The sequence below is a fragment of the Flavobacterium agrisoli genome, from assembly GCF_016522065.1.
GTDB classification, from domain to species: Bacteria; Bacteroidota; Bacteroidia; order Flavobacteriales; family Flavobacteriaceae; genus Flavobacterium; species Flavobacterium agrisoli.
Window position 1 is genome coordinate 71,414 of the sequence record NZ_JAEHFV010000002.1, and the last position, 22,111, is coordinate 93,524.

The 22,111-nt window shown below is 36.4% G+C and carries 13 protein-coding genes; 5 read left to right on the forward strand and 8 right to left on the reverse strand.

Annotated elements, in window-relative coordinates:
• Positions 1-5 precede the first annotated feature (5 nt).
• The 4 genes from I5M07_RS05415 to I5M07_RS05430 all read left to right on the forward strand — a co-directional run bounded on the left by I5M07_RS05415 (position 6) and on the right by I5M07_RS05430 (position 6,618).
• A complete protein-coding gene (locus I5M07_RS05415; RefSeq protein ID WP_200105205.1) occupies positions 6-2,216 on the forward strand; it encodes a hypothetical protein in 2,211 nt (736 codons plus the stop codon).
• 80 nt (positions 2,217-2,296) lie between these two features.
• A complete protein-coding gene (locus I5M07_RS05420; protein WP_200105206.1) occupies positions 2,297-4,153 on the forward strand; it encodes a rhamnogalacturonan lyase in 1,857 nt (618 codons plus the stop codon).
• A gap of 194 nt (positions 4,154-4,347) precedes the next feature.
• Positions 4,348-5,508, forward strand: a complete 1,161-nt coding sequence (locus I5M07_RS05425) for a DUF1254 domain-containing protein (protein WP_200105207.1) — start codon at positions 4,348-4,350, stop codon at positions 5,506-5,508.
• Positions 5,509-5,541: 33 nt separating this feature from the next.
• Complete coding sequence (locus I5M07_RS05430) at positions 5,542-6,618, forward strand: DUF1254 domain-containing protein (RefSeq protein WP_200105208.1); 1,077 nt, start codon at positions 5,542-5,544, stop codon at positions 6,616-6,618.
• A gap of 103 nt (positions 6,619-6,721) precedes the next feature.
• Here I5M07_RS05430 and I5M07_RS05435 read toward each other — a convergent pair whose 3' ends face one another.
• The 8 genes from I5M07_RS05435 to I5M07_RS05470 form a co-directional block, all read right to left on the reverse strand.
• The gene (locus tag I5M07_RS05435; RefSeq protein WP_200105209.1) at positions 6,722-8,071 is read right to left on the reverse strand and encodes a sulfatase-like hydrolase/transferase; all 1,350 of its coding nucleotides are present in this window, start codon (positions 8,069-8,071) and stop codon (positions 6,722-6,724) included.
• A gap of 81 nt (positions 8,072-8,152) precedes the next feature.
• Positions 8,153-9,484: a rhamnogalacturonidase gene (locus I5M07_RS05440; RefSeq protein ID WP_200105210.1), complete on the reverse strand. Its 1,332-nt coding sequence runs from the start codon at positions 9,482-9,484 to the stop codon at positions 8,153-8,155.
• 39 nt (positions 9,485-9,523) lie between these two features.
• Positions 9,524-10,810, reverse strand: coding sequence for a DUF4861 domain-containing protein (locus I5M07_RS05445; RefSeq protein WP_200105211.1), 1,287 nt, complete (start codon positions 10,808-10,810; stop codon positions 9,524-9,526).
• 389 nt (positions 10,811-11,199) lie between these two features.
• Positions 11,200-11,523: an L-rhamnose mutarotase gene (gene rhaM, locus I5M07_RS05450; RefSeq protein WP_200105212.1), complete on the reverse strand. Its 324-nt coding sequence runs from the start codon at positions 11,521-11,523 to the stop codon at positions 11,200-11,202.
• A complete protein-coding gene (locus tag I5M07_RS05455; protein WP_200105213.1) occupies positions 11,520-12,551 on the reverse strand; it encodes a family 43 glycosylhydrolase in 1,032 nt (343 codons plus the stop codon). Before I5M07_RS05455 ends, rhaM begins: the two co-directional genes overlap by 4 nt.
• A 2-nt stretch (positions 12,552-12,553) precedes the next feature.
• Positions 12,554-14,059, reverse strand: a complete 1,506-nt coding sequence (locus I5M07_RS05460) for a sialate O-acetylesterase (RefSeq protein ID WP_200105214.1) — start codon at positions 14,057-14,059, stop codon at positions 12,554-12,556.
• A 160-nt stretch (positions 14,060-14,219) separates the two neighbouring features.
• Positions 14,220-15,758 carry a RagB/SusD family nutrient uptake outer membrane protein gene (locus tag I5M07_RS05465; protein ID WP_200105215.1) on the reverse strand — a complete coding sequence of 513 codons (1,539 nt, stop codon included), beginning with the start codon at positions 15,756-15,758 and terminating at the stop codon, positions 14,220-14,222.
• Between the two features lie 6 nt (positions 15,759-15,764).
• Complete coding sequence (locus tag I5M07_RS05470) at positions 15,765-18,929, reverse strand: SusC/RagA family TonB-linked outer membrane protein (protein WP_233621963.1); 3,165 nt, start codon at positions 18,927-18,929, stop codon at positions 15,765-15,767.
• A 380-nt stretch (positions 18,930-19,309) separates the two neighbouring features.
• On the opposite strand from I5M07_RS05470, the gene I5M07_RS05475 reads away from it, so the two are divergent.
• Entirely contained in the window at positions 19,310-22,093 is a 2,784-nt protein-coding gene (locus I5M07_RS05475; protein WP_200105216.1) for a glycosyl hydrolase, read from the forward strand.
• Positions 22,094-22,111 lie beyond the last annotated feature (18 nt).

Here is a 22,111-nt window from a genome sequence, read left to right on the forward strand (position 1 = left end):
AGAATATGAAATCATTTTTTCAATTTAAAGTCAACATTCTTTTTTTACTTGGTATTGCTTTAAGTGGCATTGCCCAACAAAAAATCGACCGTAAAGCAGTAGTTACACGACATGATGTCAAGATTACAGAAATCGATACGTTGGCTTCTCTAAGCGTCGGAAATGGGAAATTTGCCTATACAGTTGATGCTACAGGATTGCAATCTTTTCCTGAAAAGTATCAAAACGGTGTGCCATTAGGAACCCAAGCCGAGTGGGGTTGGGATAGTTACAAAAATGTAAATGGCTATAAATTTTCGGAGACTTTAAAAGAAGTAGATCAATACGGAAGAAAAATTTCGTATTCCACACAAATTAAGGAACCAAAACATAGTAAAGAGGCGGTGGAGTGGTTTCGTCAAAATGCACATTTATTACAATTGGGGAATATTGGTTTGGAGATTACCAAGAAAGACGGAAGTTTAGCTAAACCCGAAGACATCAAAGCCATCAATCAGAAACTGAATTTATGGACAGGAAAAATCGAAAGCCTTTTTGAAGTAGAAGGCACTGCTGTAAAAGTTATTACGGCTTGTCATCAAGAGAAAGATGTTTTAGGATTTCAAATCGAATCGGATTTGATTCAACAAAAAAGGCTAAAAGTTCGCGTTCGTATTCCTTATCCAACAGGACTTTGGGGCGATATGGGAACCAAATGGGAAGAAAAACAGGATGTAGCGATCTCAACAGTTGCCATTGAAGGAACTGAAATGGGGAAAAAATGGGGAGGAAAATTAAACTATAAAAGCAATCTGAAAATCAAGAATAAATCGGAGGCAACGATCATTCATCCGATGGATAGTATTTCGTATGATATTAATTTGAAATGGAAAGGAACAGCTCAAATTGCCGAAAAGCAAGCACATTATTTTTTGATTTCGCCTTCACAAAGTAAGGTTTTTGAGTTGAGTGCTGAGTTTATTTTAACCCAAAAAAATAAAGGTGCCGTTCCAGCATTTGCTGAGGTTGAAAAAAGTTCGGTTGCAGGTTATGATAAATTCTGGAAAAGTGGTGCAGCGGTAGATTTTGCTGGAAGTACAGATCCTCGTGCCAATGAATTGGAACGCAGAGTGGTGTTGTCACAATATTTGACCAAAATTCAATGTGCAGGTTCTATGCCTCCACAAGAAACAGGTTTAACGTACAACAGTTGGTTTGGGAAACCGCACTTGGAAATGCATTGGTGGCATGGGGTTCATTTTCCGCTTTGGGGAAGACCAGAATATTTAGAGAATACGTTAGGGTGGTATGAAAATGCTTTTGATAAAGCTAAAAAAATAGCAAAAAGACAAGGTTTTGAAGGAGCCAGATGGCAAAAAATGACCGATCCTGATGGTAACGAAAGTCCGTCATCGGTAGGGGCGTTTTTAATTTGGCAACAGCCCCATTTTATCACCTATGCAGAGTTGTTATATGATGCGTCAAAATCTGAAGCCACTTTGAAAAAATACAGCGAACGTGTTTTTGCTACCGCCGATTTTATGGCTTCGTTTGCTTTTTATGACACAGAAAAAAAGAAATATAGGTTGGGTCCCGGTGTGATTCCGGCTCAGGAGCGTTTTGTAGCCATGCAAACGTTCAACCCAACGTATGAATTAGCCTACTGGAATTGGGGTTTGAAAACTGCCATCGAATGGAAGAAAAGAATGAACCAAGCTGTTCCTCAAAAATGGGAAGCCGTTCTAAAAGATTTATCGCCTTTACCAATACAAAACAATGTGTATTTGGCGACTGAAAGTGCTACCGATTCTTATACAAATCCAGAGTTTAAAACCGATCATCCTTCGGTTTTAGGAACTTTCGGAATGCTTCCTGAGACTTCTTTGTTGGACAAAAAAATCATGAAAAACACTTTCGATTTGGTTTGGGATACCTGGTCTTGGCAAAAAACTTGGGGTTGGGATTTTCCAATGACAGCTATGTCGGCGGCTCGTTTGGGATTACCTAATAAAGCGATCGATGCCTTATTTATGGATATTACCACCAATACTTATCTCAAAAACGGACACAACTACCAATCGGAAAGACTAACGCTTTATCTACCAGGAAACGGTGGTGTTCTTACTGCTGTTGCGATGATGTGTGCAGGTTGGGAAGGTTCTGTGGGAGAAAATCCAGGTTTCCCGAAAGATGGAACTTGGAAGGTGAAAAGCGAAGGTTTTCAAAAAATGTTTTAGCTTTTCAACTAAACCTTCTTTATTAAATTCAGTCTAATAAAGAGCTTTTAATAAACTATTTAACTTAAACCAACCAAATTATGAAATACAATAAAATGTTTTTCCTGATACTACTTTTCGTAAGTTTCTCGGCATTTTCACAACGGCAAATGGAAAATCTAGACCGTGGACTTGTAGCCATCAAACAAAAGGATGGTGTAGTAGTGAGTTGGCGTGTTTTGGGAACTGATACGGATGATTTGGCTTTTAATTTATACCGAAAGAGTAATGATGCAAAACCGATTCGATTGAATGAAAAACCCATTTCCGGAGCTACTTTTTTTATCGATAAAACAGCGAAAGGGAATGAAACTAACGAATGGTTTGTAAAAACGATTGAAAAGGGAAAAGAGCAAGATTCAAAAGGAAGTTTTGTGATCATAGCCAATTCGGAGTCGAAAAACTACGTTTCCTTGCCGTTAAAAAAGATTGAAGGATATGCACCCAATGATGTTTCCGTTGGGGATTTAACTGGCGATGGGCGTTACGAATTAATCGTTCACATGACTGGGAAAGGTCATGACAACTCACATAAAGGTCTTACCGATCCCCTTATTTTTCATGCTTATACGCTAGAAGGAAAATTGCTTTGGGAAATAAATTTAGGTAAAAATATACGTGAGGGAGCGCATTATACGCAATTTATGGTGTATGATTTGGATGGTGATGGAATTGCCGAAATGGTTTGCAAAACGGCCGATGGAGGTATAGATGGAGAAGGAAATAGTATTGGAGATGCTTCAAAAGATTATCGTGATTTGGATGAAAAATCACCTACTTACGGTAAGATTTTAAAAGGACCAGAATACCTAACGGTTTTTGATGGACGTACCGGGAAAGCTGTTTCTACAGTAGATTATATTCCAGAAAGAGGAGATTTACGTGGCTGGGGTGGTTTTGGAGGAAACGGGCATAGTGATAATACAGGAAATCGTGCTGATCGTTTTACGGCTTGTGTGGCCTATTTAGACGGAGTGCATCCAAGTGTGGTGATGTGCCGAGGGTATTACGGCAGAACCGTGTTAGCTGCCTGTGATTTTAAAAACGGAAAGTTAAAGTCTCGTTGGGTTTTTGACAGTAAAGACGGAAAAAATCCATATTCGGGTCAGGGGAATCACGGACTTTCTGTAGCCGATGTTGATAATGACGGAAAAGATGAAATTATTTTTGGTGCTATGGTGGTAGATGATAATGGGAAAGGTTTGTTTACAACCGGTCTACGTCATGGAGATGCGTTACATGTGAGTGATTTGGATTTAGACAATCCAGGTTTAGAAGTCTTTGGTGTACATGAATTAGAAGATGGTACTAAAGGTTTGGGAGCCGCTTTATACGATGCTAAAACGGGTAAAATTTTATTTTCAGGTTCACCTAATCAAGATGTTGGTCGAGGTGTGGCCGATAATATTGTAGCGGATAAAAAAGGAGCGCAATTGTGGTGGTCGGGTTCCAAAGGGCTGTTTGATACCAAAGGGAATCGATTAGGAGATGCTCCACGAGCCGCTAATTTTGTGATTTATTGGGATGGTGACACTTCAAGGGAAATTTTAAATTCCAATTATATTGATAAATATGGAAAAGGAAGATTATTTACTGCCGAAGGAGCTTCTTCAAATAATGGAACCAAGTCAACGCCTGCTTTATCGGCTGATATTTGGGGAGATTGGCGAGAAGAACTAATTTTGCGAAGCAGTGATAATTCGGAATTACGAATTTATACCACAACTATTCCAACCGATGTTAGACAATATACTTTGATGCACGATCCGCAATACCGTTTGAGTATTGCTTGGCAAAATGTGGGGTATAATCAGCCACCGCACACGAGTTTTTATATGGGTTATGGTATGGAAAAAGCGCCAAAACCGAATATTGTGTTGGTGAAGAAGAAGAATTAATCATATTTGGTAAAAAAGCAACTCAAAAAGGGTTGCTTTTTAGTTTCACTCCAGTTCATAATGAAATATCCTTTTCTTTTTAGAAATTAAAAAATTGATATAAAAATCAATTCTAAATTTTGACAAGATTTTTCCTTAAATTAGATGCGTTTTTTAAATGAATATCCTAAAAATAGTATCAAAATCAATTCTTTATGAAAAAATCAATCTTAGTTTTAGTAACAATTGGGCTTTTGGCTTCTTGCAAAAAGTCGGCAGAAACTACTCCTGCTCCCGAAACACCAGAAACTACAACGGTAGACATCCTACAAAAAAAGCCAACGGGTGTTTTAAAAAATGGTGATGCTACCGCCGAAAATCCAGCCTTTACAGAAACAGGAGGCGAAGTAGCCACTTGGGACAATATCGTACGCGCAGAAACGGCCAAGTATTTTGCAGCAGAACAAATTGAAAGCGGCACCAACAAATTTCGTCATGAACGAAGCGGTATCGATTTAAAAAACCAAACGGTTATTCGTTCCAATTTTGATCTTATCTATTCGTATGCGGTTTATGATATTTCAGGTGGATTAAAAATTACTGTTCCTCCTTACGATTTGTATCATATTGTGCATGTCTTAGACGAAAATTCGGTAACCATTGGCGTTTGTTATCCAGGAAAAACACTTGAATTAAAAGCCAGCGATGCCACTTACGGAAGTCATGTTTACTTGTTTATGCGTACCCAATCTCGCAGCAATGATGCAAAAGGAATGGAAGAAATGCGCAAACGACAAGATGCAGTTGTTGTAGAAGCCGGCTCAAACAAACCGTTTGTTCCTGAAGTAAAATACGATGTAGCATCTTTTAATAAATTGAGAAAACAAATTATTACCGATGCTGTAACTCGTGCGGTTATTGAAAAAGGTTTTGTAGACAACATCAAAGACATTAGCACACCGCAATACCAATACATCAATTTGGCAGGTTGGGCTGGATTACCTGCTAAGCATGCTTATTATTTTGTGGTTTTACCAGGTGATGAAGCCGCTAAAAATGGCGAGCCTAGTTCGGTTACTTTCAAAAAACCAGATTTAAAATATGGCGAATCGGGTTACTGGTCTTTAACAATTTACGACGAACAAGGTTGGGTGGTAACCGATCCTTTTCACCTAAACAGCCACCAAGTAAAACCTAATCCAGACGGTACCATTACCTTAAATTTTAACGGAGGTCCCGATGCTATTAACAACATTAAAGTACCTAAAAATTGGAATGGCTTATTCCGTTGTTACTTGCCTGTTTCGGTTCCCTCGATGATTGCTTACAAAGAAGATTTTACCAAAAATCATAAAGTAGTTGCCGTAAAAAAATAAAAAACCATTCATTCATTTTAATATCATTCTATTATGAAAAAAATAGTAATAACTTTTTTAGCCGCAGCCACTTTGGTTGCCTGTAAAAAAAATACAGCCGAAACCTCAAGCGATGCAACAGCCACAACGGCCGACTCGACCGTAACGGTAACCAACGACAATTTTGCCCACGCTATGATTGACATGGCCATGCAAAAAGAATTTGCTTTGGGAGCTGATAACACTTGGTACCACCACCGCAAACCGATGCCTTTAAAAGAGCAACCAGCACCTTTGATGAATCGTGATACCGAATATTCGTTCGCTATATTAGATGGTCGTGGCGGAGTAGTCATTACCTTGCCTGAAAATGATGGCCGTTATATGTCGCTTCATGTGGTGAACCACGATCACGTAACTTACAAGGTCTTTTATGGCCCAGGACGTTATGTAATTCCGGCCGACTCTATCAGTCCGTTTTTTTATGCGAATGTTCGTATGCAAGCCGATGCGAGCAGTCCTGAAGACTTGAAAAAAGTAAATGCCTACCAAGATCAATTGAAAGTAGAATTTTTAAATGGTTACAAACCAGAATCGTTTAAAGTGACCAACTGGGATATGAAATCTTTTGATAGTGTCCGTAATCATTATGTGGCTATCGCTCAAAAAGAAGGTGTTCGTGGTACGATGGGAACCGTTGCTAATCCTGTGACCAAAGAAAATAACAACCGAGGAGTATCCATCGCCACTGGACTTTTACCCGATAAAGATGCGGTGTATTTGACTCAAAAATACGAAGTTGAAAAAGGAAAAATTTATAAAGCAACTTATGCGGTTCCAGAAATGGCAAATCCTAAATTGGGATTTTATTCGGTAACCATGTATGGTGACGACCAGTATCTTAAAACAGATAAAGGATCGATTATCAACAACCGACAAATTAAATTGAATCCTGACGGTAAAACCTTCGATTTGTATTATGTTCCCGAATCGGAGTTTGACAAAGTAAACTATCCAAACAAATTATTGGTTCCTACTTATCCGTTCTGGACTTGTACCCGCGTTTATATGCCAGCTGCCTCTGTTTTAGATGGTACTTACAAGTTACCTGAATTAAAAGCAGTGAACTAAAAATAGAATCCCCTCAACTACAGCATTTTGTATTTCTTTCATTTAGAAAACAAATTTCTCTTAGTTGAGGGAATTTTTTATGCTTTAAAATAAAATCCGTTTCTTATTTATTCAAAATAATAGCGTCTTTTTGCATTTGATTTTCGAGTTCAGCGGTTAAGGTTTTGGCTAGTGTGGGTTCTTGTAAAAAGACATTGTTTTTTTCTTCCGGATCGGTTTCCAGATTAAACAACTCAAAACTTGGAGTTCCTTTTTTAAGATTGGATTTTACTAATTTCCACGGTTCCTGAATCACACAGGCTTGTAAATGACCTCTAATATAAATCGGGCGTTTTGCTAAGGTTTTGTTTTCCGAAATGCTTTGCCAAATATCAATTCCTTCCACCGAAGTTGACCCATTTTTCTCCCCCGATAAACCTAAAAAAGTAGGCAAAAAATCAATTACCGAAACATAGTTTTTATTTTCTTGCGCCTTTACATGATTCTTCCAATACCAAACGCAAGGCACTCTAACCGCACCTTCGTAGTTCGAAGTTTTCCAATCTCGAAGGGGCGTATTATCACCTAAAACCGAATTTCCGCTAAATTTACCACCATATTGATCTTTGGCATCCCAGTTTTCCATAGCACCATTATCACTCATAAAAACAACTACTGTATTTTTATCTAATTGTTGCTTTTTTAAACTTTCCAACACTTGCCCAATTGCATGGTCTAAATGAGCCACTGCAGCAGCATAATCCCGACGAGAATCGTTTTGAATTTGCTTATAGGGTTTTTTCCATTTTTCCTCTTCTTGCAATGGAAAATGCGGCGCACTATATGCCAACTGCAAATAAAAAGGCGCATTTTGTTGTTTCTGTTTAGACAACCAATGCAAAGCATCGTTAGTCAACAAATCGGTTGTGTGGCCTTCCTCTTCAATAAATTCACCGTTACGGTACCAGCTTTTGTCGCCATTTTTATACAAATGTGTGTATTGATCAATTTGACCGTGCAAAAAGCCATAAGAATAATCAAAACCGTAGCCTTTCGGACTACTTTCTAAATTCAATCCCAAATGCCATTTGCCAATAAGTGCTGTTTGGTAACCTTGTTTTTTGAGGAATTTGGGCAAAGTAGGAATGGAATCCGGCAATTTCAATTTGCTTCTATCGCCAATAGGTGCCACAATACCCATTCGGCTTGCAGGTCTACCCGTTAGTAAAGATGCTCGTGTTGGCGAACAAGTTGGGTTAACATAAAACCGGTTTAGTTGTACCCCATTTTTTGCCAAAAAATCAATATTTGGGGTTTTGATTTCGGAGCCGTTGTAGCCTACATCGTGCCAGCCCAAATCATCGGCAATAATAACAATGATATTGGGTTTTTCGGGAGTTGACTGTGCCTGGAGAATACCAAAAAAAAACAACAGGAAAAAAGTTAAACTATTTGATTTTCTATACATTTTCATTATCCTATTTTTAAAAACAAGTAAAGTCAAAAAAAGCTGCTTCTTTGAACATAGAAACAGCTTTTTCGAAATTTACAAAGCTTATTTTAGTTCACTACCGTTAACGATAACATTTTTAAAATGAACTCCATTCACGACACTTTTATCAAAATCTGTTTTTTTGCTCGCTTCAATTTTTAGGTTTTCAAAAGCAAAATTAGATAAACGAACATTTGGGTCTTTTTCTACAGCAAAAAAAGTTTCGCATTTAATGTCGATGTTTTTCAACGTCACGTGATCACCATAAGATATTGGCACATCTGGGCGGCCTTTTAAATCAAAAAATTGTTTCCAAGCTAAAACTACCAAACAATTTTTAGCCGATCCTTTAATATCTTCTACACGAATGTACTCGTAGCGTTGTGGTGTATCGGGACGCATTTTTAACCAAAGCATACGTGTAGCACCTTCGATAGTTGAGTTACGCATGATTACATTTCGGTTATGAATCGACTCGCTTCCGTTGGTTAAAGCCGAATGGCAAAATCCGTAAGTACAATCTTCGATAATAATATTAGCATTACCACCATTATTAGGATCTTTGTCTGCATACGGACCTTTTCCTCCTTTTAAAGCAATCGCATCGTCGTTAACCGACATATAACAGCCTTTTACCAAAACATTGGTACAAATATCCACATCAATCGCATCGGTACTTGGCCCTTTAATTTTTTCATGTGGCGAAAAAATATATAAATCCAATAATTTTACGTTATAACATTTATAAAAATGATTTGTCCAGAAACCAGAATTAATCAATTTTACATCCTGAAATTGCACATTATTGGAGTTCCAAACAAAAACCAAACGCGGTCTTGAAACCTCTAAATTGGTACATTTTGGATTCTCTTTTCGACGTTGCCAAAAGGCTTCGTAATATTTATAACCATTTCCGTTGATAGTTCCTTTTCCTGAAATTGAAAAATTATCGACACCATACGCATTCACCAAAGCCGGAAAATAATCCAGGTTTTGCCCCTCCATACGTGATGGCATAATCGGGTAATTCGAAATATCATCCGATCCTTTTAAGGTGCCACCTTCCGAAACATACAAACTCGTTTTAGGTTTAAAAAACAAAGCGCCACTCAAGTACACCCCCTTCGGAATTACGACAACGCCACCTCCATTTTCTGCTGCTTTATCAATTACTTTTTGAATTTCTTTGGTCTGGATTCTTGTACTGTCTTTGCCCACTCCAAAATCGGTTATAACATATTGTTTCCCTAAGTCCTTTAACTGCAGTTTGGTATAATCCTTAAACCAAGGCGTAATGGCACTCCCATCCGGAAATTTGTCGTTTTTATAATTTTGAGAAAATGCAGAATGGGAAATCCCTATCATACAAATGGCTATTGTCAATAATCGTTTCATTGTTTTTTGGGTTGATTAATATAGTATAGTACGGTTGTTTTAATTTACTTTGACCTCAACTTTAGCCGTTAATTGTTTAGCCAAAGTGGTTACATAGTTGGCAAAGTATGTTGCATCTTTAAAATTAGGATCGGCACTCAATTCCCAACCCGCAACGGCATAATAGGTAACGGTTTCATTATTTTTTACATCAAATTTTGCTAAAAAAGATTGTGTTATTTCTCCGGTTTTTGGAGCTTCAATAAATCCTTTGTATCCTTTTTTAGGTACAATGATAGCCGTTCCTAAAATCCATTGTTTGTCATAGGTTAAATGACCATGCTGAATCAAACAAACAAAATCACCGGCTTCTACTTCTTGTAATGGATTGGTATTGTTGATATTTGAAAGTGCAATTAATAACTGCTCATTCCCTTTTAAACCATCAACTGAAACTGTGTTTTGATATCCATACATTCCGGGCCAAATGGAAGTGGTTTCATGCGCTTGATACAAATTATCATTTACTTTCCAATTGTGATAATCATAACTTAAAACCGAATTCTCTGGACCTTCGCTTACAATTTTAAAAGTAGTGGTTTCAATAGTATTTACTTTTTCGGTTGGCAAAATTCCTAATCTTTTGATTTGATTGTCTACTAATAAACCAAAACCGCCTAGTCCAACTGAATTTCCTACTGGAAAAATATCCCTTCCCCAATCGTACATTTGGTGGTAATCATCTTCCACTTCTCCTTTTGCATTAATACCAACATTTTCTGGCGTAATTCCAGGTGTTTTTTTACCAAAAACATCTTTCGCATTTCGTCCATCCAAATAGTGTCTAAAACCAACTTTATCATTTTCCCAAGTTGGCCCGTCGGTTTGATAACGCTGATAACCCAATGCTTTGTGTACTTCGTTGGCGGGCAAAATTTCTTCAGTAGCAGGCTTAACGGGTTGGTCTTTTGCAGCACGTTTTCCAAAACGAACGCTGGTACGAACGGTAAATTTCGGATCGGTTTCGGACCATTTTAGTTCTACTTCTTTTTTCTCTTTAGCCGAAAAATCAGTTACTAAGAAAATTTCATCCCATTTCCCATCGCCATTCAAATCGTTAACCTGAGCCGGAATGGTATCATTTCCGTGCAAAAGAATAGGAAAATTGGTGCTTTTATCGGCATTTGCAATTGCTTTTCTAGAAATTTCTACTGCTTTTTGAGGCAAGACAATTTCGGAAGTATTGTGTAATACCATTTTGGTTTGACCGTTTTGTTGCGTTTTACAACTGCTTAACAATGCGGCTACAGCGGTGGTTGCTAATCCAAGTTGAATGCTTTTTTTCATTTTATCATTTTTAAATTCGATTTATAAAATACCGTATTAAGAAATTGTTTTTTTGAAGATTCCTTAAAACTGCGCTTTTACAAATTTAACGTGTTTATTTCGGATTAAAAATCAATGCAGGAATTGCTGCTTTACCTTTGTGTGTTTTACATGATAGCCTTGATTTTATTTAAAGGCAAAAAAAAACGCTCAACCTATCGATTACAGCGTTTAAAAAGAAGGCTTTGTAAAACTCAACACTTATTAATGTAAATTAACTTTCTTTTTTAAAAAAATTAAAAACTATTAACTAATTAAAAATCCTTTCAAAAAAGATTTTCAAATTGCTATTTTCAAAAGTATTCAATAAACCCCGCGAAAGTATCCTGCTGTATACTGCTTTTACAATCTTAATCCATGTGAAAAACTTCTTTTAAAGAAGTGGAAAGCGGTGAATTATCGGGATTGGTTTCCATAATATCTTCCATATACGCCCACCATTTTTTTACGATAGGATGATTGGGAAGCAAGTTCGAATCAAAGTCAGCACTAATTTTTTGAACCGCAAACAAAATCAAGGTTTCTTCGTCTAAAAAAATGCTGTAATCCTGAATTCCCGTCTCCGACAATAACGCTTCTAATTCGGGCCAAATCTCATCGTGTCTTTTTTTATATTCGGTTTCAAAGCCTTTTTTTAATTTCATTTTAAAGGCATTTCGAATGGTATTTTTCATTTTTTCGGTTTTTTTAAATTAATTTCAACTGCTTTATTCCGATTGCAAATCATTTCGCCATTGACCAATTCCAATTCGGCCAAATGAATGGTACTGCGACGGGTTTCGTAAGTATCTTTCCCTTTGTTTTCGGGCGTTTTACCCGGATGTGTAAAATAAAACAAATAGGCTTTGTCCTCGTTTACCAACACATCCGGATGATTGCCCACTACCTGATCGTCTACTCCCGTTCCCGGCTCGTCAAGTATCCTTTTTTCTTGTTTTTTCCAATTCAAAAAATCTGCTGATGTATACACATTCAATCCTCTCCAAGAATCGGTTATCATCCAATTTTTGTTTTTCCAACGAAATACTTTCGGACCTTCGCCTCGATCGCTTACTATTTTTTTGCCGGCATCTGTCCAATGATACAAATCGGGACTATCGGCATAATAAATAGACTTTCCGTCATTTTCATTATTGTAAAACATGCGCCAATTTCCGTTAGGCAACTGGTAAACAGAGGCATCAATACAACGTTCGGATGCTAACTTTAATTGCGATTCGAATTTCCAATCCATCATATTTTTACTGGTGAGATGAATGATATAACGCGGATGGTACCAGTCTTCGAAAATACCCGGCACTATAGTCAAATACATGTGGTAAACGCCTTTGTATTCGATGACATCAGGCGCCCAATGTGTGATATTCGGAACCGTATAATCAACATTACAAACCCCTTTGTAAGTCCAATGTGTTCCGTTAGTAGATTCTGCAACACCAATTTTAGTTCCGTGTACCCAACTCACCCCACTTGCAGTGGAATCACTAGCTCGTCGATTGGTATAAAACATAAACCATTTTTTTTCCTTTTTGTTCCAAATCACAACAGGATCGGCTGCGCCATCGTAAATCGGATCTCTAAACAACGGTTTATCGGCTATATTGGATTCTTTTGCAACCTCTTTTTGCGAATAAGCCGCCGTTAGCCCCAACTGAAAAAGGAAACAGAAAAGCAGCGGTATTTTTTTTGATTTGAATAGCATACTTATTCTTTTGATGTTTCCCAATTATCGGTTCTAAAGGGAGAAGCCGGTAAATTTTCGGCATTAAACAAATTGGGTTCGGGTACCTTTTTCCAAGCAAAACGAACGGCAACTGGCTTTTTTACTTTATCCGAAGAAACCATTACCGAATTGCCTTTAATTTTTGCAGTTGCTGGGTAAAAAACACGATCATCGCCAGCAATTTCAAATTCTTTAACCTCTTTTCCTTCTTTCTTTAAACCCGAATCGGCATGATCAAAAAACAACTGAATTTGTTGTTTTTGAATTTTCATTTCCTTGTAAAGCGGGCCAGAAAACACCAACTTACTTTCGTTATATGTTTTGGCACGAGCCCATAATCCCAAACGGTATCCAACTGTTTGTTTGTTTCTTGGGTGAATATCGTTAGCATCGCCCACATCGGTGGTCACTACCATTCCGCTATTTGGAATAGTTTGTAAAGAGCGTAATTGAGCTTCTCGAATTTCGGGATTTTGCCCTTTGTGAGGCGCAATTTGCACATAATAAAACGGAAAAACACCCTGATTCCATTCGGTTCTCCAACTCGCTACCATTGCCGAAAATAAGGTTTGGTAACGAAATGCGGTTTCGGCATTACTTTCACCTTGGTACCAAATAGCTCCTTTAATGGTGAAATTGGTTAAAGGATGCAACATACCGTTATACAAAACATACGGATATTTATTTTCCTGATCTCTTTTTGGCTTTTTTAGCTCGTTGCCAGTTGCATTTTTTAAATTAACATAATAGGTTTCTAAATCCGAATAATATTTTTTTTCCTTGCTTGCATTTTCTTCCAAAATAGGAAGCAATTCTTTATTTTCTGTCAATACTTTTTCGGCTGTCCACGCTTCGGCTTTGGTTCCTCCCCAAGACGAAGAAATTAATCCGATGGGCACTTTTAGATCCTGATACAATTCTTTCCCAAAAAAATACCCCACGGCCGAAAAATTAGCAACACTTGTAGGATTGCATTCTTGCCAATTGCCTTGCACATCATTCAAAGGTTTGTCTGATGCAACGGTATTTACGGTAAATAAACGAATACTAGGAAAAGTAGCCTTTTGAAGTTCTTCTTCATAATTTACAACGCCATTCTTCCAAGTTCCTGGTTGTTTTCCGACGGGGAAAAACATATTCGATTGACCCGAACAAATCCAGACTTCCCCAATTAAAACATTGTGTAATGTGATTTTATTAGAGGCTGTTAACGTGATTTCGTATGTTTTTTGACTCGCTTTTGGTGTTTGTGTAGCGACTTTCCAATTGCCTTTTTCATCGGCTTTGGTTTCTATTGCTTCTTTTTGCCAACCCACCCGAATACTAATTTTTTCATTAGGTGACGCCCACCCCCATAAATTAACTTTGCTGTTTTGCTGTAAGACCATATTGTCACTCACCAAAGCAGGCAATTTTATTTGTGCCTTTACCAAACAACATTGCCAAAACAAGGCTATTAGTATCAGACTTTTATTCAAAAATTTCATGTGTTTAATTTTAGTTTGTCGGTTTTAAATATAACGTAATACTCCTTTTTCAGCATCCTGTACTTTCCTGAACATCAAAAATAAACCGTCTCAAATTGCGCTATGAGACGGTTTAAAGAGTAAACAAAAAATAATTTAATTTAAAATAGAATTATATTTATTAATCATATCCCAAATTTTGTTCATATAAACCAGGAACAGATAAAATTTCTTGCAATGGTATTGGGTATAACAATGAATTATTGGTAATTTCTTGAATTCTTTTCCCTGTGTCTTCAGTAGCTCTCCATGCATTCATAGTAGTCACCGCTTTACCCGAACGAATTAAGTCAAACCATCTCGTTCCTTCCGAAAAGAATTCTTTTCTTCTTTCCAAGAATAATTGATCCAAGGTAATATTTGAAGCATTGGCAGCGATTCCCGCCCTAGTTCTAACCTGGTTTACAATAGCATCCACATCTGCTTGTGTACCTCCTCCGCCGTGCAAAGTACATTCGGCCATCATCATTAACACATCGGTATATCGAATCACCATAAAATCAACTCCCCAATCTTCACGACCATTTCCATAACGAGCTGGGTCTATATATTTTGTAAAAACAGGTAAGGTATAACTTCCTTTATAAGTACCCGATGCAACAGTGTAACTAGTGGCAATACATTGGGCTTTTCGTTTATCATTAGCATCAAACTGCGCCAAAAATTCGGTTGATATGGGTCTAGCTTCTAAAGAGCCTTGATTAGAATCAATTCCAACAGACGAAAAATAAGGTTGATATCCTACTTCAACCATAAAATTACCTCCTACTGGAGTAGAAATATTTTGAGTATAAGGAATTGTCAAAATATTTTCTTTATTATTATTCCCTTCAACTTTAAAAATAGAGGCATAATCCGTACCAAAAACAAATAAACCACTAGTTTTAATATCATTAAGCTGTTTGTAAGCCTTATCCCATTCATTTAATCCAAGCATAGCGCCGTCAATACCGTAAGTAGGACTCGAACGCGTCATGTACACTAACCCTAATAATGCTTTAGCACCGTATTTGGTTACTCGTCCGTAATTGGCCGCATCATACGATGGGCTCAAGTCTGGAATAGCCAATTCTAAATCAGAAATAATTAAATTATAAATGTCTGCAACAGGACTTCTGCCAATTGTAGCAGCTTCTTGAGCGGTTACCGTTCTATCTATTAAAGGCACCTTTCCAAACCATCTAATCAAATCAAAGTAGCAAAAGGCTCTAAGAAAACGGGCTTCAGCCGCCATTGATGCTTTGGCTAAATGGTCTGTGAAAATTTCATTCCCTTTTTCATCAATTTTTTCAAGCAATTGGTTTGCTTTATAAATGGCATTATAATTTGATGTATAAGCTTCGTTAATATATGAAACCGAACTTATTGAGGTAAAAAAACCGTTTATACCCTCCCAATCTCTCGAAGCTGTCGTTGTAGCATACAAATTATCCGATCTTGTTTCGCTTAAATTCAAGACTCTATTGGCATAACCATAGGTACCTGCTCCATGAAATGCGACCGAGTAGGTTGCGTTTCTTGCTTGTATAAAATCATTTTGGTTAGCATAAAAATTTTCTGTGGTACCTTGTGATAACGGAATTTGCTCAAGTTCATCATTACAAGATGCAAAAGCAAACAACAAGAAAGCACTGGTTGCTAAATAAATATATTTTTTCATTTTTTCTTAATTAAAATTAATGTTAAGTCCTAAAACTATTGAACTAGGTAGTGGAGCTCCGCCATAATCTACAGGTACAGCAAAATCACTATTGGAACTTCCTGAAGTATTTACAGCTTCTGGATTAAATCCAACTTTGTATTTATTCCAATAAAATAAATTTTCTCCAGTCAAATAAAGTCGCGCGTTATCTATTTTTTTAATTGATTTCACAGCGTCTTTTAAATTGTATCCCAAGGAAATACTTCTTATACTCACATAATCTGATTTATACAACCAATCCGTATTGGCTTGATAACCAAAATTTGTTTTCCAATTACCTCTTACAGCAGGATCAATATCTAATGAGTTTTCTACAGATCCCATACCTGTTCTATCAATAGCTCTACCTGTTAATCCATATACTGTACCTCCATTTTGACCTTGAACCAAAACGCTTAAATCAAAATTTTTGTATTTAAAATTATTGGTAATTCCCCAAGTGTATTTTGGAGTTGGATTTCCAATATCCACTCTATCTTCAGAATTAATTTTTTTATCACCGTTTTGGTCTACATATCGAGGATCGCCAAGCACTAATGCTTTTCCTCCTATTGTAGTACCTCCATTATCGATATCGGCTTGGGTAACAACTCCGTTTTGTTGCAATGCAAAAATGGTATACATAGGCTTGCCTACTTCCAATTTTACAAACGGCACTCCTCCATCAAAAGAATTGCTTATTTCTATTTTACTTTGACCAGGTCCTAGAGCCAAAACTTTATTTTCGTTATGACTTAAGTTAGCAGATGTTCTCCATTGGAAATCTTTGGTAGTGACATTTACGGTATTTAATTCAAACTCCCAACCTTGGTTTTGCACTTCCCCTACATTCGTTAAATAGGTTTCAAATCCTGAAGATGCCGGAACGGGAACTCGTAATAATAAATCACTATTGTTTTTTCTATACACTTCAAAAGTTCCTGAAATTCTATTTTTCAAGACCGAAAAATCCAAACCAAAATCAACACTTTTTGATTCTTCCCAATGTAAAGAAGGATTTGGAATTGAGGTAACACCTTGTCCTATTGCTGCTGCACCACCAATAGAATAATTATAGCTACCCAAAGTTGAATAAGCAGCATAACTACCAATGTTATTACTTCCGTTTGTACCTAAACTGGCTCTCACTTTTAAATCATCCAACCAATTTACATCATCCATGAACGCTTCCTTTTTAATTCTCCATCCTAAGGCAAGAGAATAAAAAGTTCCCCATCTTTTATCCATACCAAATTTGGATGAACCATCACTTCGTATACTTGATGATAACAAATATTTTTCTTTATAATCATATTGAAGTCTTGCAAAATAAGACAACAAAGTACTTTTTTCAGCATTAGTACTTCCCAAAGATCCAGCCGGAAGTGTTTCTATACTCGAATTGGTATATAAATTTCCTGAAGATAAACTTGATCGCATAATTTCGTAAGAACTAAACGACTGCCCTAGCAAAACATTAAAATTATGATTACCTAATGATTTAGAATAATTTATTGTGTTTTCGTTTACAATATTTTGCCTTCTATACGTATTATAAGATCCCCTTATACTTAACAATACATCGTTTGGCGTGTAACCTTCAAAAGTATTATCCGAATTATCAAAATTTATTGTGCTCTTTAAAATTAAACCATTAATAATTTCATAATTAGCATAACCCGAAATTAAACTTCTATACATCGAATTTCTTCCCGTTTTTGCCAAAGCACTAAGCATGTTAGTAGTACTGCTTCCCCACGCATAACGTGTAGTATATTTCTCTCCCGCAGCATTAGGAGCACTTTCAAAAACAGGCGTGGCAACCAAAGCTTTAAATAAGGTATTATCCTTACCCTCTACTCCTGGATCGTTTTTAACCGAATAAGAAGGAGCTAAATTTATACCCATTTTAAATTTATCAGACAACTTTACATCTACATTTGCTCTTGCCGAAAATAATGTATAGTCCGTACCAACAATATATCCTGTGTTTTTTTGATAGTTTGCCGAAACATAATAATTTACAGCATCTGTAGCACCCGAAGCAGATAATTGATAATTACTAAATTCTCCTGTTCTAAAAATTTTATCCTGCCAATCAATATAATCCAAGCCAGGATGACCTGGTATATCCCAGCGTTCATCATAGATATAGGTAAAATATCTGGTATTAGTTTGATTTAAAGGCGCCGAAGGATTTACTGAATTATAGGCAGCAATTCTTTCTCCCATAGTTTGACCAGCAGATGCTCCAGGAATACCCGAAGCCTCCCATTGCGCATCTATCATTACCTTTGCTCTATCAATCCATTGTTGAGAGGTTAACATATCTACTCTATTTGCTTCTTTGTTAATCCCTCCGTATGTATTAAAAGTGAATTTTGTTTTACCCAATTTACCTTTTTTGGTAGTAATTAATACCACCCCATTTGATGCTCTCGAACCATAAATTGCGGCAGCAGCGGCATCTTTCAATACTTCAATTGAGGCAATATCATTTGGATTCATATTATCCAAAGGGCTTCCATTAGAAAATCCACCGTTACTATTTGACCCTTCTGTGTAAATAGGGAATCCATCTACTACATACAACGGTTCATTACCTGCAGTTATAGAACCCGCTCCTCGAATTTCAATACTAAAAGGCTGTCCTGGCAACCCGGTAGTTTGTTTTACCCTTACCCCAGCTAATTGACCAATCAAACCTTGGTCAACTCTTGAAATAGGTCTTTCTGTAAAATTTTCGGTTTTAATAGAGGAAATGGCTCCCGTAGTTAGCTTTTTTTTCTGAGTTCCATATCCGATAACAGTTACTTCTTCCAAAACCTGATTATCCTCTTTAAGTAAAACCTCTATTGAAGTTCGCCCTTTTAAAGCTTCTTCTACTCTAAGAAAACCCACTGACGAAAAAACTAAAATTGATTGCCCGTTATCACGTAAATTAATCTCAAATTTTCCATCAATATCTGTTATCACCCCATTGGAAGTACCTTTTTGATTTACACTAACTCCTGGTATTCCAAATCCCGTTGCATCTTTCACTGTTCCGTTAATCCTATTTTGAGCCTGTACAACTCCTATAGAAAAAAATACTAAAAACAGTAACATCTTTTTTAATGCTCCATTTTCCCAACACATTTCTAATTTCATAAAAAGTTAAATTTTGGTTAATCCTATTAGTGTTCCAAATTTATTTAGTGTGCATCTCCTTTGTGTCCTGTGGTATCCTGTTAATTTGCAAACCCTTAGACCCCTTTTTGTTAAAAACAAATACATAACATATTGATTTATAGTTATTTATACTCAAAATATCATATCAATAAAACATTGCAAAAAAAATTATATTCTTCATAAAATATCATAACTATAAAAATGATTATCTAAAAAAAAGACACTTTTTATTAAACAGGATGCAACAGGATAGAGTATTTTGTTGGGTATACTACTTTTACTTTTTAGAAAAGAGTTCATTTTTACCTATATTTCTATCTTACAAATAATTACAAAAAAAGACCTAAATCCTAATACTAATGATGCGTACTAAATCTGGTATATTTTTACTTCTCGTTTTAACTTTCTGTTTAGAAACTTCGGCTCAAACCGTTTCCAACTTTAGATTGCAAGAAATCAAAAACACCAATCAGCCGTGGACGCGTTGGTGGTGGATGGGAAGTGCTGTTGATAAACCCAACTTAAAAAAAACACTAAATGATTTTCATAAAGCCGGAATTGGCGGTGTAGAAATCACTCCTATATATGGTGTAAAAGGAGAAGAAAATAATTTTATTGACTTTTTATCCCCTAAATGGCTCGACATGTTAGACTACACTATACACATAAGTGACAGTTTACACATGCAAGTTGATATGGTTTTAGGAACCGGATGGCCTTATGGAGGCGCTCAGGTAACTCTTGAAAATGCTGCTACTAAATTACTCATCGAAAAATTCGAGGTAAAAAAAGGAGAAAAAATAAACCGTGAAATTTTACCCGGCAAAAATGAAAAAAATCCTGCCGAATTACTTTACGTTATTGCCTGCGGTGAAAACGGAACTATACTAGATTTGACTAAAGAAATTAAACAAAAAAAGATAGATTGGCAAAAATCGAAAATAGAAAACAAAAACACCGAAACTGTTGTAAAAAATAATCAGTTAGACTGGAAAGCTACCAAAACCAATTATACTATTTACGCTGTATTTAGTGGTAAAACAGGTCAAAAAGTCAAACGTGCTGCTCCGGGAGGAAATGGTTTTACGGTAGACCATTATTCCGAAACAGCTTTTAACGAATATGTACAACCGTTTAATGAAGTCTTTAAAGGCCGAGAAGGCAAAATACGAGCTATTTTTAATGATAGTTATGAAGTATATGGCACCGATTTTACACCCGATTTTTTTGAAGAATTCCTAAAAAGAAGGGGTTATGATTTAAAAAAACACCTTCCGGATTTAATTAGTACAACCGATAACGAAAAAGGAAATCGTATAAAAGCAGATTACCGTGAAACCATTTCGGATTTACTCTTAAATCGTTTTGATAAAACGTGGACAGCTTGGGCTAATTCCAAAAAAATGAAAACCAAATTACAAGCACATGGTTCTCCCGGAAATTTAATTGATTTGTACGCTTCTGCTGATATTCCGGAATGCGAAACATTTGGGTCAATGCCGTATGACATTCCAGGTTTTAGAAGAGAAGCTGACGATATCCGCCAAGGCGATGCCGACCCCGTGATGCTTAAATTTTCATCCTCTGCGGCGCATATTGCCGGAAAACCTTTAGTGTCATCCGAAACATTTACCTGGTTGCGCGATCATTTTAAAACCGCGCTTTCGCAATGTAAACCCGAAGTTGAAGATTTATTTTTGAACGGTGTAAACCATACTTTTCTTCACGGATCTACGTATTCACCTGATAGAGCCAAATGGCCAGGATGGAAATTTTATGCCTCTGTAAATTTTAATACCAACAACACCATTTGGGAAGATGTTCCAGCATTATTTTCTTATATAGCCAATTGTCAATCGCTTTTACAACAAGGAAATCCAGATAATGAAATTTTAATGTACTGGCCCATTTATGATGCTTGGAATAAATATAATGAGGGTTCCTTATTTCTTCAATTCAAAATTCACTCATTAAACGAATGGTTATATCATACTTCCTTTTATGATACAACCAAAGAGTTGATGGGCAAAGGTTATAGTGTTGATTTTATTTCAGATCAATTTATTGCCGAAGCTAAAGTTGAAAACGGATTTTTGGTTGTGCCTGGAGGAACATTTAAAGCAATGGTAATTCCAGAATCTAAAAATATGCCTTTACAAACGCTTCAAAAATTAATTGAACTCAAAAAAGCAGGAGCCAACATCATTTTTAAAGGTTTACCAGAAACCGTTCCGGGTTATTTTGAATTGGAAAAACAAAACAAGGAATTACAGCAATTAATCACTTCTAATTCAACTATTTTAAACCCAAAATCGGATGTAGCCGCACAACTTGCTAATAGTTCTATTTTACCCGAAACACTGGTTAATACAGGTTTAAAATTCATCAGAAGAACATTAGATGGTGAAAAACTATATTACATTGTAAACCATACTTCAAAAACTATTGACCAAATGATTCCAATTCAAATTGGTCAAAAAGAAGTAGTTTTATTTGATCCATTGACTAAAATATCCGGAAATGCTCAGGTTGAAAAATCAGCAAATCAAACTTTAGTTAAAGTAAAACTAGAGCCTGGACAATCGTTATTTTTAATTACCGAAAAGTCAGCAACACAATCAAAATGGAACTATTGGAATCCAATTTCGGAACCGATAACTTTAAACGGAAAATGGCAAATTGATTTTGATAAAGGTGGACCTGAATTACCTCCTTCAGCTACTACAGAAAATTTAGAATCATGGACCAAACTTTCACCTCAGGCGGAAGCTTTTTCAGGATCGGCTACTTATACCTTGACTTTTAATGCTCCAAAAAACAAAGCCGAAAATTGGTCATTAAACTTAGGAAATGTCCGAGAGAGCGCCAAAGTTTGGCTAAATGGCACGTATATTGGTACAGCTTGGTCGGTTCCTTACAAACTCAATATTGGCAAATTAAAATCAGGTAAAAACGAACTTAAAATTCAGGTGACAAACCTAGCTGCCAACCGAGTTCGTGACATGGAACTAAAAGGTCAGGAATGGAAAATTTTCTATGAAATTAATATGGTCGATAAAGATTATAAAAAATTTGATGCTACTAAATGGAATCCTACACCTTCTGGCTTATTGGGTCCTGTTACCATAACACCTTTACAATAAAAATTACTAAATCATAAT

Coding starts and splice junctions, on each gene's coding strand:
- I5M07_RS05470 (WP_233621963.1), bottom strand. CDS start 18,929: ATGAAATTAGAAATGTGTTGGGAAAATGGAGCATTAAAAAAGATGTTA.
- I5M07_RS05440 (WP_200105210.1), bottom strand. CDS start 9,484: ATGAAACGATTATTGACAATAGCCATTTGTATGATAGGGATTTCCCAT.
- I5M07_RS05465 (WP_200105215.1), bottom strand. CDS start 15,758: ATGAAAAAATATATTTATTTAGCAACCAGTGCTTTCTTGTTGTTTGCT.
- I5M07_RS05415 (WP_200105205.1), top strand. CDS start 6: ATGAAATCATTTTTTCAATTTAAAGTCAACATTCTTTTTTTACTTGGT.
- I5M07_RS05445 (WP_200105211.1), bottom strand. CDS start 10,810: ATGAAAAAAAGCATTCAACTTGGATTAGCAACCACCGCTGTAGCCGCA.
- I5M07_RS05420 (WP_200105206.1), top strand. CDS start 2,297: ATGAAATACAATAAAATGTTTTTCCTGATACTACTTTTCGTAAGTTTC.
- I5M07_RS05475 (WP_200105216.1), top strand. CDS start 19,310: ATGATGCGTACTAAATCTGGTATATTTTTACTTCTCGTTTTAACTTTC.
- I5M07_RS05435 (WP_200105209.1), bottom strand. CDS start 8,071: ATGAAAATGTATAGAAAATCAAATAGTTTAACTTTTTTCCTGTTGTTT.
- I5M07_RS05455 (WP_200105213.1), bottom strand. CDS start 12,551: ATGCTATTCAAATCAAAAAAAATACCGCTGCTTTTCTGTTTCCTTTTT.
- I5M07_RS05425 (WP_200105207.1), top strand. CDS start 4,348: ATGAAAAAATCAATCTTAGTTTTAGTAACAATTGGGCTTTTGGCTTCT.
- I5M07_RS05430 (WP_200105208.1), top strand. CDS start 5,542: ATGAAAAAAATAGTAATAACTTTTTTAGCCGCAGCCACTTTGGTTGCC.
- rhaM (WP_200105212.1), bottom strand. CDS start 11,523: ATGAAAAATACCATTCGAAATGCCTTTAAAATGAAATTAAAAAAAGGC.
- I5M07_RS05460 (WP_200105214.1), bottom strand. CDS start 14,059: ATGAAATTTTTGAATAAAAGTCTGATACTAATAGCCTTGTTTTGGCAA.